We start from the raw sequence: 13,410 nt of genomic DNA, 5'->3' as shown, positions 1-13,410 counted from the left end.
GAACACATGGTGCACGACACCCCCGCCACGCCCGATTTCTTCGCCCGACACCGTGAACTGCTGGACCGGGCCGTGACCGGTACCGCGAACCGCGAGTACTGGTCGCCCTTTCCGGAATCGCCCAGCATCTCGGTGTACGGCGAGGACGCCCCCAAGCGGGGCGAGGCCGCGTTCCGGGAACAGCTCGGCAAGCCCTTCGTCCTCGACGGCCACCCTGGCAGCGGAACCGTGAACCCCGGCGAAGTCTCCCCGTACGGGCCCGCGTTGCACGTCGACTATCCGAAACTCACGCCGGAGGAGGCGATCGTGGCCGCGACGGCGGGCATCGGCGCGTGGCGGGCCGCCGGCCCCGACACCCGGGCCGGGGTGGCCGCCGAGATCCTGGCCCGGATCAACGCCGCGAGCTTCGAGATCGCGCACGCGGTGCAGCACACCACGGGGCAGGCGTTCGTGATGGCCTTCCAGGCGGGCGGCCCGCACGCCCAGGACCGCGGCTTGGAGGCGGTGGCCTACGCGTGGGCCGAGCAGAAGCGCCATCCCGCCGCCGCGCACTGGAGCAAGCCGCAGCGCAAGGGCGAACCGCTTGCCCTGGACAAGAAGTTCACCCCGGTCGGTCGGGGCCTTGCGCTGCTGATCGCCTGCAACACCTTCCCGACCTGGAACGGCTACCCGGGCCTGTTCGCGAGCCTGGTCACCGGAAACCCGGTGATCGTCAAGCCACACCCCGGCGCGGTACTGCCGCTGGCGATCTCCGTACGCGTCGCGCGCGAGGTCCTGACCGAGGCGGGCTTCGACCCCAACCTGGTACTGCTCGTGGCGGAAGGCCCCGGGGACCGCGTCGCGAGTCTGCTCGCGGTGCGTCCCGAGGTGCGGATCATCGACTTCACCGGCTCGACCGAATTCGGCGACTGGCTCGAGGCCAACGCCCGCCAGGCCGTGGTCTACACCGAGAAGGCCGGCCTGAACACGGTCGTGCTCGACTCCACCGACGACTACGGGGGCCTGCTGCGCAACCTCGCGTTCTCGCTGTCGCTCTACAGCGGGCAGATGTGCACCACCCCGCAGAACCTGCTGATCCCGCGCGAGGGCTTCGACACCGACCAGGGCGTGCGCTCCGCGGCCGAGTTCGCCGCCGACCTGGGCACCGCGCTGGACAAGCTGCTCGGCGACCCCGCCCGCGCGGCCGGGACGCTGGGCGCGATCGTCAACGAGGGCGTGCAGGCCCGGTTGGCCGAGGCGGCGAACGTCGGCCGCACCGTGCGCGCGTCGGCGCCGGTCGAGCACCCCGACCACCCCGACGCGGTGCTGCGCACACCGCTGGTCGCGCTCGTGGACGCCGCCGATCACGAGACGTACACCCGCGAATGGTTCGGCCCCGTGTCCTTCGTGATCGGAACCGACTCCACGGCACACAGCCTGAGCATCCTCCGCAAGATCGTGCGCGAGCACGGCGCCCTGACCGCCGCCGTCCACTCCACGTCCGACGACGTGTTGGCCGAGGCCGAACTGGCCGCGCTGGAAGCGGGCGTGCACCTGTCGGAGAACCTCACCGGCGGCGTCTTCGTCAACCAGTCGGCCGCGTTCAGCGACTTCCACGGCAGCGCCGCCAACCCGGCGGCGAGTGCCACACTGTCCGATCCCGCCTTCGTCACCGGCCGCTTCGCCACGCTCCAGTCGCGCCGCCCCGCCCGGAGCCCGGAGGTCGGCAATGTCTGAGATCTATTTGATCGACGGGGCCCGCACCCCGCAGGGCCGCTACGGCGGCGCCCTGGCCGGTGTCCGGCCCGACGACCTGGCCGCCCTCGTGGTCGCCGAGGCGGTGCGCCGCGCCGGGATCCCCGGCGAGGCGATCGACGAGGTGATCCTCGGCGCGGCCAACCAGGCCGGCGAGGACAACCGCGACGTGGCCCGCATGGCCGTGCTGCTCGCCGGACTTCCGCACACCGTGCCCGGATACACGGTCAACCGACTGTGCGCGTCCGGCCTGACCGCCGTCGCCTCCGCCGCACAGGCCATCCGCGCCGGCGAGGCCGACCTGGTCGTGGCCGGCGGCGTGGAATCGATGACGCGCGCACCCTGGGTCATGGCCAAGCCCGGTACCCCCTGGGCCAAGCCGGGGGAGGTCCACGACACCGCGCTCGGCTGGCGCTTCACCAATCCGAGGTTCGCCGAGGCCGATCGCGCCGTCCCGGCGGGCGCCGGCCCCGAAACCGTCAAGACCACGCTGTCGATGGGCGAGACCGCCGAGGAGGTCGCCGCCCTCGACGGCATCACCCGCGCCGAGTCCGACGCCTTCGCGCTGCGCAGCCACCGACGCGCGGTCGCGGCCCGGGACGCCGGACACTTCGACCGGGAGATCGTGCCCGTGCCGGTCAAGGACGGCCTGTTCACCTGTGACGAGGGCCCGCGCCCGGAAACGAGCCTGGACAAACTCGGCGCGCTGCGTGCCCTCTTCCGTCCCGACGGCATCGTCACCGCCGGATCCGCCTCCCCCCTGTCGGACGGGGCCGCCGCCCTGGTGGTGGCGAGCGAGGCGGCCGTGGCCCGCTACGCCCTGACGCCCCGGGCCCGCGTGGTGACGTCCGCCTCGGCCGGGGTGCAGCCGCACCTGATGGGCCTGGGGCCGGTGCCCGCCACCGAGAGGGCCCTCGACCGGGCGGGTTGGCAGGTCGGCGACCTGGACGCGGTCGAACTGAACGAGGCCTTCGCCGCCCAGGCGTTGGCGGTGACGCGTCGGCTGAAGCTCGACGAGGACCGGGTCAACGCCGACGGCGGTGCCATCGCGCTCGGCCACCCGCTCGGCTGCTCCGGCGCCCGTATCCTGCTCACCCTTCTGGGCCGGCTGGAGCGCGAGGACGCCCGCCGGGGACTGGCCACGCTGTGCGTGGGCGTCGGGCAGGGCGTCGCGATGCTCGTGGAGCGGCCGTGAACAGGGATTGGGAAACGCTCCTGGTCGAGGAGCGCACCGATCGGGTCGTGGTCAGCCTGCACCGACCCGAGGCGCGCAACGCGATCAATGCCCGGATGATCGACGAACTGCACGACGTCTGCGCCCTGTTGGAGCGCGACCCGAGGCTGCTGCTGCTCACCGGCCACGGCGGGGTCTTCGCCGGCGGCGCCGACATCGGCGAACTGCTGCACCGAGGCCGCGACGAGGCGCTGCGGGGTATCAACAGCCGCCTGTTCGAGCGGATTCACCGACTGCCGATGCCCACCGTGGCCGCGGTCGACGGCTGGGCCCTCGGTGGGGGAGCCGAGTTGGCGTACGCGTGCGACATCCGGATCGCCGGCCCCGACGCGCGCTTCGGCAACCCCGAAGCGGCCCTGGGCATCCTCGCCGCGGCCGGCGCCTGTTGGCGGTTGCGGGAACTGGTCGGCGAATCCCTCGCCAAGCAGGTCCTGTTGGCAGGTCGCGTCCTCGACGCCCAGGCGGCCCTCGCCGCCGGCCTGGTCATCGACGTCGTACCGGCCCCGACCCTCCCGACCGCCGCCCACGAACTCCTCGACCGGATGGCGCGGTCCTCGGCCGTCGCGCTGCGCCTGACCAAGCTCGTCGCCGACGCGCCCGGGGTTCATCCGCTGGCCGACGACCTCGCCCAGGCCGTGTTGTTCGAGGGCCCGGACAAGCAGGAACGCATGACCCGGTTCCCGGCGAAGAAGGAGAGCATGACATGAGCACCGCACCCGCCGTGGTCGGCGTGATCGGCGGCGGCCGCATGGGCGCGGGCATCGCCCAGTCCTTCGCCGCCGTCGGATCCGCCGTCACCGTCGTCGAAAGCGACGACCGGGCGGCCGAAGCCACACGCGCGCGGATCGCGGACGGCCTCGCCCGCGCCGCCGAGCGCGGTGGCCTCCACGAGCCGTCCGAGCGAGTCCTCGACCGGATCACCACCACGGACTCCGTCGCAGGACTGCCCGCCGACGCCGACCTCGTCGTCGAAGCCGTCTCCGAGGACGCCGCCCTCAAGGCCCGACTGCTCGCCGCGGCCGAACACGCCGTCGGCGAACACGCCGTCCTGGCCAGCAACACCAGCTCCCTGTCCATCGCCGAACTGGGCGCCGCGCTGGCTCACCCGGGCCGCTTCCTCGGCATGCACTTCTTCAACCCCGTCCCTGCCTCCGCCCTGATCGAACTCGTCGTCGCGCCCACCACCGACGACCGGACCCTGCGCACCGCTTCCGCCTGGACCCACGCCCTGGGGAAGCAGGACGTGATCGTCAAGGACTCCCCGGGTTTCGCCAGCAGCCGCCTGGGCGTGGCACTGGGGCTGGAGGCGATCCGCATGGTCGAGGAAGGGGTCGCCGATCCCCGGGCCATCGACGACGCCATGCGGCTCGGCTACAAGCACCCGATGGGGCCGCTCCGCCTGACCGACCTCGTCGGCCTCGACGTGCGCCTGGCCATCGCCGACCACCTGCACGCCACCCTCGGCGAGCGCTTCGCCGCGCCCCGGCTCCTGCGCGAGAAGGTCGCGCGCGGCGAACTGGGTCGCAAGAGCGGAAAGGGCTTCTACACATGGGAATAGCCGACCACCACGGCGTCGACGCCGCACCGGTGCACGGCGTCGACCTCTCGCTCACGGACGGCGTCGCGGTCATCCTCCTGTGCGGCTCCACACCGGGCAACGCTCTCGACGCGGCCCTCAGGAAGGAACTCCTCGCCGCCGTGCGCCGGGTGCGCGACCACGGGAGCGACGTCCGCACGGTCCTGCTCGCGGCGCGAGGTCCGTCCTTCTGCGTCGGGCAGGATCTCAAGGAGCACGCACGGGACCTGGAGGCCGATCCCGAATCGGCGTTCGCGAAGATCCGGGCCGAATACAACCCGATCGTCGAAGCCCTGCACGCGCTGCCCCAGCCGGTGGTCGCCGCCGTCGAGGGCGCCTGCGTGGGGGCCGGACTGGCCCTGGCGTTGAGCGCCGACGTCCGGGTCGTGGCCGAGGGCGCCCGCTTCGCCACCGCTTTCGCCGGCATCGGGCTCGCCGCCGACAGCGGCCTGAGCGCGACGCTGACCCGGGCGGTGGGCCCCTCGCGCGCGGCGGGGCTGTTCCTGCTCGGTGACCGCTTCGACGCGCGGGACGCGCTGCGCTGGGGCCTGGCCCACCGGGTCACGCCCGACGGAACCGCCACCGACGAAGGCCTCACGCTCGCCCGCCGGCTCGCGGCGGGAGCCACCGCCGCCTACCGCGAGATCAAGGCCCTGCTGCGACACCCCGACGACGCACCCCTGCCCACCGTCCTCGACCGCGAGGCCGCCGCCCAGGAGCGACTGGGCCCCACCGACGACCACCGGGGTGCGGTACGGGCGTTCCTGGCCCGGGAAACGCCCGCATTCCACGGCTCGTGAGACGGCGGCCGGTGCCACCACGGGGCGCTCCGAGCCATCGGGCGCCCCATCAGGAAGGAGCTTCGAGACACATGACCACGTTCGAGACCACGTCGCTCGAAGAGAGCGACTTCGAACTACGCCTGCACGAGCAGTTCGACGACACGATCGCGCGAGACCAGCGCATCGAGCCCCGCGACTGGATGCCGGACGGCTACCGTAGGACGCTGATCCGCCAGATTGCCCAGCACGCCCACTCCGAGATCATCGGCATGCAGCCGGAGGGGGAGTGGATCACCCGCGCGCCCTCGCTGCGCCGCAAGGCGATCCTGTTCGCCAAGGTGCAGGACGAGGCAGGCCACGGCCTCTACCTCTACTCGGCGGCCGAGACGCTGGGCGCCGACCGCGCCGACCTGACACAGCGGCTGATCGACGGCCGCCAGAAGTACTCGTCGATCTTCAACTACCCCACCCCCACCTTCGCCGACGTCGGCGTGATCGCCTGGCTCGTCGACGGCGCCGCCATCTGCAACCAGGTCCCCCTGTGCCGCACCTCGTTCGGTCCCTACGCGCGCGCGATGATCCGGGTGTGCAAGGAGGAGTCCTTCCACCAACGGCAGGGCTACGAACTCCTGTCGACGATGATGCACGGCACCGACCACCAGCGGGCGATGGTGCAGGACGCGGTCGACCGCTGGTGGTGGCCGTCCCTGATGATGTTCGGTCCGCCCGACGGCGACTCGCCCAACTCCCAGCAGTCGATGGCCTGGAAGATCAAGCGGCACACCAACGACGAACTGCGCCAACGCTTCGTCGACATGACCGTGCCCCAGGCGACCGCGCTCGGCGTCACCCTGCCCGACCCCCAACTGCGCTGGAACGAGGAACGCGGCCGACACGACTTCGGCACGCCCGACTGGTCCGAACTGCAACGGGTGATCACCGGCGACGGACCCTGCAACACCGAACGCGTCGCACGTCGCCGCGCGGCCCACGAGGACGGCGCCTGGGTGCGCGAAGCGGCGAGCGCCTACGCGGCCAAGCAGGCCGCCCGCGCCCGGGAAGAAGCGGCCGCATGAGCGACGAGACACCGCGGACGAGCGCCCAATGGCCGCTGTACGAGGTCTTCGTGCGCGGCAAGCGCGGACTCAACCACGTCCACGTGGGATCCCTGCACGCCGCCGACGAGCGCATGGCACTCACCCACGCCCGCGACCTGTACACCCGGCGCAACGAGGGCGTGAGCATCTGGGTCGTGCGCTCGGACCTGATCACCGCGTCGACACCCGACGAGCGCGACCCGTTCTTCGCGCCCAGCGGCGACAAGGTCTACCGACACCCCACGTTCTACGACATCCCCGCCGACGTTCCACACATCTGACAGCCAGGAGCAGGTCATGAACGACGACCACGTCCACCCCTCCCCGCGCGGGGAACATGTCGAGGCCGACGGCCAATGGGCGTTCGGCACGGGCTTCGAGGACCCCCTGTACGGCGCCGACACCGCCGTGCCGGACGGGATCGACGGCGCGGAACTCGCCTCCTGCTGCCTGCTCCTGGCCGACGACGCCCTGATCGCCGCTCAACGCCTGGCCCAATGGTGCACAAACGCCCCGGAGTTGGAGGAGGAGCTCGCCCTCGCCAACATCGGTCTGGACCTGCTCGGCCAGGCCCGGCACCTCTACGCCCGCGCCGGCCGGGCCGACGGTACCGGCCGAGGCGAGGACGCGTACGCGTACTTCCGCCACCCGGCGGAGTTCCGCAACGTGCGGCTCGTCGAACTGCCCAACGGAGACTACGCGTTCTCCGTCGTGCGACTTTTCGTCTTCGCCACGTGGCGTCTGGAGCTGTTCACCCGACTCACCGACACGCCCGACCCCGTCCTCGCCGCCATCGCGAGCAAGTCGATCAACGAACTCGCCTACCACCGGTCGTACGCGGCGCAGTGGGTCGTGCGCCTGGGCGACGGCACCGCGCAGTCGCGGCTGCGGGCACGACGCGCACTGGACGAAGTGGCTCCCCACCTCGCGGAACTCTTCACCCCGCACGAGCACCTGCGTGTCGACGTCGCCTCGGTACGTGCGGAGACGACGGCGATCGTAAGCCGAGTCCTGGACACCGCGGGTCTGGTGCTTCCGATCACGGAGTCGGGGACCGGTGGGGGCCGCGACGGACTCCACACCGAGCATCTGCCGGCGCTGTTGACCGAGTTGCAGAGCGTGGCCCGAGCCGATCCGCAGGCGACCTGGTGAGCACGACCCCCGTCGACGCCCGGCGCGCACGGCGCGTCGCCGAGCAGTCGACCGACCCGGAACTGCCCATGCTCACCCTCGCCGACCTGGGCGTGCTGCGCGACGTCGACATCGACGACGACGGCACGGTGACCGCGACCCTCACGCCCACCTACTCGGGCTGCCCGGCCATGGCCGAGATGCGCGCCGACGTGACCCGCCGGCTGCACGAGGCCGGGTTCCCCGAGGTACGGATCCGCACCCGCCTGGACCCGCCGTGGACCACCGCCTGGATCACCCCACGGGGACGACGCCTGCTCGCCGAACACGGCATCGCCCCGCCCGGGCCCGTGTCCCGGCAGACCGCCGGACCCGTACCGCTGCCGCTGTCCACCGCCCCACCCGCCGTGCGGTGTCCGCAGTGCGGATCGGTCGACACCGAGGAGACCTCCCGCTTCTCCGGCACCGCCTGCAAGGCGTTGTGGCGCTGTCGCACGTGCCGCGAACCCTTCGAGTACTTCAAGGAGATCTGATGGCCCCGACCACCGCACCGGCCGCCGGGCCGGTTCGCGCGCGCCGCCGCCCGGCGTTTCATCCCCTGCGGGTCGCCGCCGTCGAACCGTTGTGCGCGGACGCCGCGGCCGTCTCCTTCGAGATCCCCGAGCCGCTTGCGGCCGAATTCGTCTTCGCGCCGGGGCAGTCGCTGACGCTGCGCCGGGTGGTCGACGGCCGCGACGAACGCCGCTCCTACTCGATCTGCGCCCCGGTCGGCGCCCGTCCCCGCATCGGCGTGCGCGTGGTGCCGGGCGGCCTGTTCTCCTCCTGGCTGGTCAACGAGCTGCGCCCCGGTGACACCGTCGAGGTGATGGGGCCCACCGGGAACTTCACGCCGGACCCGACCGAGCCCGGCCGGCACGTCCTGATCGCCGCCGGCTCGGGCATCACCCCGATGGTGTCGATCGCCGGGTCCGTTCTCGCCGGCAACCCGGCGTCGCAGGTGACCCTGTTCTACGGCAACCGTCGCAGCGACAGCGTCATGTTCGCCGACGAGCTGGCCGACCTGAAGAACCTCCATCCCGAGCGGCTGCACCTGGTCCACGTGCTCTCCCGCGAGCCCCGCGAGGCCCGCCTGCTGTCCGGGCGGCTCGACGCCGAACGGCTTCGGGCCCTGCTCACATCCCTGGTCGCCGTGCACGACGCCGACCATTGGTGGCTCTGCGGGCCCCACGGCATGGTCGAGGACGCCCGACGGGTGCTCGCCGATCTCGACGTCCCGGGTGATCGAGTCCATCGGGAGCTGTTCCACGCCGAGGACGGGCCACCACAAACCGTCGACCACCGCGACACCGCCTCGACCGGCCGGGTCAGTCGAGCGACCCTCACGCTCGACGGGCGCACCACGCCCATTGCCCTGCCGCACGATCGGTCCATCCTGGACGGCGCCCAACTCGTGCGCTCCGACCTGCCGTTCGCGTGCAAGGGCGGCGTCTGCGGCACCTGTCGGGCGCGCGTGAGCGACGGCGAGGTCGACATGCGCCGCAACTTCGCTCTGGAGCAGGCCGAGGTCGACGCCGGCTATGTGTTGACCTGCCAGAGCTACCCCGTCTCCGACGTACTCACCGTCGACTTCGACGGCTGAGGACAAGCCCACCCGCCGTTGCGGCATCGCGGCCGTCGCCGAATCCCGCTCGGGCCGGCGTGCCCGACCACCGCACGTCACCTCGACCAGGAGGACCACCCGTGACCATGCAGTCCACCGCCACCCCCGCCGCCCCCGCCGCCCCCGAACTCCACGACGGCGCCGAGCGGATGACCCGCGACGAGATCGAGGCGCTGCAACTGACCCGACTGCGCGCGACATTGCGCCACGCATACACCCATGTCCCGTTCTACCGGCGCCGGTTCGACGAGGCCGGCGTCGTTCCGGACGACTGCCGCGCCCTGGCCGACCTGGCCCGGTTCCCGTTCACCACGAAGGCCGACCTGCGGGAGAACTACCCGTACGGGATGTTCGCCGTGCCGGAGGCGGACATCCGCCGAATCCACGTCTCCAGCGGCACCACCGGCCAGCCCACGGTCGTCGGATACACCCAACCCGACCTGCGCACCTGGGCGAGCCTGGTCGCCCGCTGTATCCGCGGGGCCGGAGGCAGACCGGGGAACAAGGTCCATGTGGCCTTCGGCTACGGCCTGTTCACCGGAGGCATAGGCGCGCACTACGGCGCGGAACACCTCGGCTGTACCGTGGTCCCCGCCTCCGGCGGCATGACCGCCCGCCAGGTCCGATTGATCCAGGACCTGCGCCCGGAGATCATCATGGTGACCCCCTCCTACATGCTCACCCTGCTCGACGAATTCGACCGCCAGGGCATTGACGCGGCCGCCTCCTCGTTGCGGGTGGGCATCTTCGGCGCGGAGCCGTGGGGCGAGGGCATGCGTCACGAGATCGAGCAACGCGCCGGAATCGACGCGGTCGACATCTACGGACTGTCCGAACTCATGGGCCCCGGCGTTGCCGGCGAAAGCGTCACGACCAAGGACGGCCTGCACATCTGGGAGGACCACTTCCGCCCCGAGATCGTCGACCCGCTCGGCGACCGAACCCTGCCCGACGGCACCACCGGCGAACTCGTGCTCACCTCCCTGACCAAGGAGGCCGTGCCGATCATCCGCTACCGCACACGCGACCTGACCCGACTGCTCCCGGGCACAGCCTGGCCGGCCATGCGCCGGATGGAGCGGGTGAGCGGACGCAGCGACGACATGATCATCCTGCGCGGCGTCAACGTCTTCCCCACCCAGATCGAGGAACTGGTCCTGCGAACACCGGGCCTATCCCCGCACTTCCAACTCGTCCTGGCCCGCCGGGAGCGCATGGATCACCTGATCGTGCGCGTCGAGGCCCGCCCCGACCTGCCCACGAGTGCCCGCGCCGGAGCCGCCGCCACCCTGACCCGGGCCGTCAAGGACGGAGTCGGCGTCAGCGTGGAGGTCGCGGTGCTCGACCCCGACACCCTGGAGCGCTCCGTCGGCAAACTCCGCCGCCTGGTCGACACCCGCGACCACTGACCGACGGACGAGCGGTGGTGGTTGGCAGGCCGGCCCGAACGAGACGCGTCGAACTCGGGATCGCCGGTGGTTGTGGCGACCGAGGTGCGGACGAGCAGGCCGAACATCCGGTGTGCAGTGCTTTGTGGGTCGCCGATGCTCGTGAACCGCCGCAAGGATCGCTCCCGCGGGTAAGCGAGAGGACGACCCGATTCGAGCCGTATCACTCGTTGGGCCCCGCCGCCCGACGGTACGTCCGGTGAACCGGGAACGTGGTGGCCGTGGCTACGTTGGCTGTCGGGCTGCGGGGCCCAGGGTACGGCCGTCGATGATCTCGATGTGGGTGACGGTCGTTGCCGTGGCGTCGAGCCACAGCCACATCACGACGTCCGCGTCACGTTCCAGCTCGGCGACGAACGAGCAGGGCGAACTCCGCGGAGCGGTCAGCAGGCACGTCGGCGAGCACGTGCACCGTCCGAAGTACCGCAGGCCACCCACCACGCCGGCCAATGCGTCGTCGCCGCCGGCGCGCAACAACTCGACGATTTCGGCGGCGAGTTCCGGATATGCGTGCACCAACATGGGGTACTCGGCCGCGGTCATGGCAGAACAGTACGGGCGGTGCATGGTCTCGCTTCGAGACCGGAGCCGATCGCGGCATCCACGGTGCGGCGCGGCTGTGGAAGGAGGCCGAAATCGCCGTCCGCCGAACGCTGTTCCTCGTCGGCCCTCGTTGGCTCGGGCCTGCCGGGATGGATGTGCGACGATCACGACGTGGCCATACCTGTCCCTCCACCGTCCGATGCACCGTGCTCGCTCGTGCGTGCCGCGTCGGCGATGTCCGTCCTGGCGGCGCTGCTGGATCGTTCACTGGAGCGGATGGCGGACGCTGCTGCGGATGTTCGCCGGTTCGACCGGGAAGCCATTCGCGAGGCGGCGGATGTGTGGGACAACAACCTGTTTCCACTGTTTTGGGCCGCGAGCACGTCCAACGCCGGTCGACGCGAGCGGCGGGCGAGGGCCGTACTGGAATGGATGGCCGATTTCGGCGAGCGGCGGCGCGCATGGATGACCGAGCAGGCCGCGATCGCCGGGTACGACATCGAACCGCTCCTACCACCGGCCAGGCCGCACACGCCGGGCCGGGACTTTCGCGGACACGTCATGGCACCGCAACACCGGCTCACGCGCCCAAACGTGGACGAACTGTCCCTCGACTACGATCTGGCGATGGCCTCGATCCGCCACCTGCGGGTGGAGCGGGCCGGTACCCCCCTGACCGCCCATGTCCAACTGCTCGTCGACCGCAGGTTCGCCGTCGACGAGGCCGCGCCGCCCGCCCTGCTGAACGTGTGGCTGGACGACGTCACCGACATCGCCTTCGACCTCGCCGACACCCGGGGAGCGATCCTGCACACCGGACCGCGAGAGGTCGGGATCTGCCTGGGCCCCGGAGGTCGACTCCGCGCCGCCGGCGGCGAGTATCGCCTGGACGACCACTCCTGGCACCTGTCGACCAGCGGCCGACGCGCCGACACCGACACCCCTGCCCGAACCAGCCGATCGGGTCCACCGCTTCGGCCGCCGGGGGCAGACCGGGACCCCGACGCGCACGCCGCCGCCGCGCTTTTGCACCACGCCATGCTGGAACTGCGTTCCGTACGCTACGCCGCCCATGCGGACGACATCCACGTGACGAAGCTGTGCGAAGCCTTCTCGGGAGCCGGCGAAGCGATCCTGACCGCCGGATCGCAACGCGGCGCCCGCCGCCGCGAGGCGGCCTTCCGGGACGTCATCCGAGCCTGGGCCGACCGAGGCGACGGGGGAGTCCAGCCACATGGTGACCCTGGGTGGTCGCCGGCGGCGTACCTGCTCCAAGTCCTGCCGCTTTCTCCGGGTGCGGCGGGACGTTCGTCCGCCTCGTGATCGCTTCGGGTCCTTCGCTGACTTCATCGCCGGCGCACATCCGATCGTGCTCCTGGACGCGGTCGCCCAGCGGGGTGCGCGTGTGCCGTTGCCCGCGTCGGCCTGGTCGGCGGCCGAGTCGGCCTTGATCACCACGCCGTCGATCCCAACGGCAAATCGGCCCGCATGGCCGCGATGGCGTCCACGGCCTCCTGAACCTCCACCAGGGTGGCGCACACCCGCAACCCGGCGGGGGTGTGTCCGGTGGTGTTGACGCCCAGGTTCGCGACGGCGGCCATCACCTCGGAATGCGCCGCGCCGCGCAGGAACACCGACATGGCACTCTCGTCGCCCGCCAGGGGCATGCCGACGGCGTAGAACGTCATCGGGATCACGTACGGCCGATCCTTGGCCCGCAACGTCCCCGCCGCGCCGCTGCGCGGGTTGGGGAACACGGTGGCTCCGTGCGCGGCGCGGATCTCGTTGGCGACCTCGAACTGGGCGGCGGTCAGCAGCACTTCACCGCGGACCTCGATCGACACGGGCTCGGACAGCTGCTGCGGAAGCCCTTCGATCGTCCCCGTCGCGTGAGATACGTCCTCGCCGGCGGTTCCGTCGCCGCGCGTGACCAACCGTTCCAGGCGGCCGTTGCGGTACAGGGCCGAGACCGCGATGGTAGGAACAGTTTGGCTGTCTCAGGTGGGCAAGTGTCTCAACGCGGGATTGCGTCAACAACCTTCCAGGAGAGGCCCGGTGGGTGCCCGGATGTCTCATGTGCGCGTCGAAGCGTTACCCGAATGAGACCGGTGGCTCGCCGATGATCGGGTGATGGCGAGCACTCAGCTCGGGAGCCCATGGCCATTAGCCGCGCGCTGCCTGCGATCATCGGCGACCCGACGGGAA

General features: G+C 71.5%; 13 protein-coding genes and 1 pseudogene. 12 read left to right on the top strand and 2 right to left on the bottom strand.

The window, feature by feature from the left end:
• Positions 1-6: 6 nt before the first annotated feature.
• The 11 genes from paaN (at position 7) to ACFXKZ_RS31125 (ending at position 10,623) form a co-directional block, all read left to right on the top strand.
• The gene (paaN, locus tag ACFXKZ_RS31175) at positions 7-1,716 is read left to right on the top strand and encodes a phenylacetic acid degradation protein PaaN (protein ID WP_380004641.1); all 1,710 of its coding nucleotides are present in this window, start codon (positions 7-9) and stop codon (positions 1,714-1,716) included.
• On the top strand, positions 1,709-2,929 hold the full coding sequence (locus ACFXKZ_RS31170) for a thiolase family protein (protein WP_380004639.1): 1,221 nt from the start codon (positions 1,709-1,711) through the stop codon (positions 2,927-2,929). Before paaN ends, ACFXKZ_RS31170 begins: the two co-directional genes overlap by 8 nt.
• Positions 2,926-3,675, top strand: coding sequence for an enoyl-CoA hydratase/isomerase family protein (locus ACFXKZ_RS31165; RefSeq protein ID WP_380004637.1), 750 nt, complete (start codon positions 2,926-2,928; stop codon positions 3,673-3,675). The genes ACFXKZ_RS31170 and ACFXKZ_RS31165 overlap by 4 nt, the downstream gene beginning before the upstream one ends.
• Entirely contained in the window at positions 3,672-4,526 is an 855-nt protein-coding gene (locus ACFXKZ_RS31160) for a 3-hydroxyacyl-CoA dehydrogenase family protein (RefSeq protein WP_380004635.1), read from the top strand. Before ACFXKZ_RS31165 ends, ACFXKZ_RS31160 begins: the two co-directional genes overlap by 4 nt.
• Positions 4,517-5,344 (top strand): enoyl-CoA hydratase/isomerase family protein, encoded by an 828-nt coding sequence (locus tag ACFXKZ_RS31155; RefSeq protein ID WP_380004632.1) that lies wholly within the window; start codon positions 4,517-4,519, stop codon positions 5,342-5,344. The genes ACFXKZ_RS31160 and ACFXKZ_RS31155 overlap by 10 nt, the downstream gene beginning before the upstream one ends.
• 71 nt (positions 5,345-5,415) lie before the next feature.
• On the top strand, positions 5,416-6,402 hold the full coding sequence (gene paaA / locus ACFXKZ_RS31150; protein WP_380004630.1) for a 1,2-phenylacetyl-CoA epoxidase subunit PaaA: 987 nt from the start codon (positions 5,416-5,418) through the stop codon (positions 6,400-6,402).
• Positions 6,399-6,704, top strand: a complete 306-nt coding sequence (gene paaB, locus ACFXKZ_RS31145; RefSeq protein ID WP_380004628.1) for a 1,2-phenylacetyl-CoA epoxidase subunit PaaB — start codon at positions 6,399-6,401, stop codon at positions 6,702-6,704. The genes paaA and paaB overlap by 4 nt, the downstream gene beginning before the upstream one ends.
• Before the next feature lie 16 nt (positions 6,705-6,720).
• Entirely contained in the window at positions 6,721-7,575 is an 855-nt protein-coding gene (gene paaC, locus ACFXKZ_RS31140; RefSeq protein WP_380004626.1) for a 1,2-phenylacetyl-CoA epoxidase subunit PaaC, read from the top strand.
• Positions 7,572-8,087 (top strand): 1,2-phenylacetyl-CoA epoxidase subunit PaaD, encoded by a 516-nt coding sequence (paaD, locus tag ACFXKZ_RS31135; protein ID WP_380004624.1) that lies wholly within the window; start codon positions 7,572-7,574, stop codon positions 8,085-8,087. Before paaC ends, paaD begins: the two co-directional genes overlap by 4 nt.
• Positions 8,087-9,193, top strand: coding sequence for a 1,2-phenylacetyl-CoA epoxidase subunit PaaE (paaE, locus tag ACFXKZ_RS31130; RefSeq protein ID WP_380004622.1), 1,107 nt, complete (start codon positions 8,087-8,089; stop codon positions 9,191-9,193). The genes paaD and paaE overlap by 1 nt, the downstream gene beginning before the upstream one ends.
• 107 nt (positions 9,194-9,300) lie before the next feature.
• A complete protein-coding gene (locus ACFXKZ_RS31125) occupies positions 9,301-10,623 on the top strand; it encodes an AMP-binding protein (RefSeq protein ID WP_380005010.1) in 1,323 nt (440 codons plus the stop codon).
• A 264-nt stretch (positions 10,624-10,887) separates the two neighbouring features.
• On the opposite strand, the gene ACFXKZ_RS31120 is transcribed toward ACFXKZ_RS31125, so the two are convergent.
• The gene (locus ACFXKZ_RS31120) at positions 10,888-11,205 is read right to left on the bottom strand and encodes a hypothetical protein (RefSeq protein WP_380004619.1); all 318 of its coding nucleotides are present in this window, start codon (positions 11,203-11,205) and stop codon (positions 10,888-10,890) included.
• A 216-nt stretch (positions 11,206-11,421) separates the two neighbouring features.
• On the opposite strand from ACFXKZ_RS31120, the gene ACFXKZ_RS31115 reads away from it, so the two are divergent.
• A complete protein-coding gene (locus ACFXKZ_RS31115) occupies positions 11,422-12,528 on the top strand; it encodes a hypothetical protein (protein WP_380004617.1) in 1,107 nt (368 codons plus the stop codon).
• A gap of 57 nt (positions 12,529-12,585) precedes the next feature.
• Here the strand turns inward: ACFXKZ_RS31115 and ACFXKZ_RS31110 are convergent.
• Positions 12,586-13,181: pseudogene (locus ACFXKZ_RS31110) on the bottom strand (NAD-dependent DNA ligase LigA); the annotation flags it as partial.
• Between the last annotated feature and the right edge of the window lie 229 nt (positions 13,182-13,410).

It is taken from the genome of Embleya sp. NPDC059237 (assembly GCF_042754105.1).
GTDB lineage: Bacteria > Actinomycetota > Actinomycetes > Streptomycetales > Streptomycetaceae > Embleya.
The sequence above is the reverse complement of the archived record's forward strand: the minus strand, read 5'-3'. Positions and strand labels throughout refer to the sequence as shown.

Excerpts from the sequence above, each read along its gene's own strand:
- paaN (WP_380004641.1), top strand. The coding sequence starts at position 7 with ATGGTGCACGACACCCCCGCCACGCCCGATTTCTTCGCCCGACACCGT.
- ACFXKZ_RS31170 (WP_380004639.1), top strand. The coding sequence starts at position 1,709 with ATGTCTGAGATCTATTTGATCGACGGGGCCCGCACCCCGCAGGGCCGC.
- ACFXKZ_RS31160 (WP_380004635.1), top strand. The coding sequence starts at position 3,672 with ATGAGCACCGCACCCGCCGTGGTCGGCGTGATCGGCGGCGGCCGCATG.
- ACFXKZ_RS31155 (WP_380004632.1), top strand. The coding sequence starts at position 4,517 with ATGGGAATAGCCGACCACCACGGCGTCGACGCCGCACCGGTGCACGGC.
- paaA (WP_380004630.1), top strand. The coding sequence starts at position 5,416 with ATGACCACGTTCGAGACCACGTCGCTCGAAGAGAGCGACTTCGAACTA.
- paaB (WP_380004628.1), top strand. The coding sequence starts at position 6,399 with ATGAGCGACGAGACACCGCGGACGAGCGCCCAATGGCCGCTGTACGAG.
- paaC (WP_380004626.1), top strand. The coding sequence starts at position 6,721 with ATGAACGACGACCACGTCCACCCCTCCCCGCGCGGGGAACATGTCGAG.
- paaE (WP_380004622.1), top strand. The coding sequence starts at position 8,087 with ATGGCCCCGACCACCGCACCGGCCGCCGGGCCGGTTCGCGCGCGCCGC.
- ACFXKZ_RS31125 (WP_380005010.1), top strand. The coding sequence starts at position 9,301 with ATGCAGTCCACCGCCACCCCCGCCGCCCCCGCCGCCCCCGAACTCCAC.
- ACFXKZ_RS31120 (WP_380004619.1), bottom strand. The coding sequence starts at position 11,205 with ATGACCGCGGCCGAGTACCCCATGTTGGTGCACGCATATCCGGAACTC.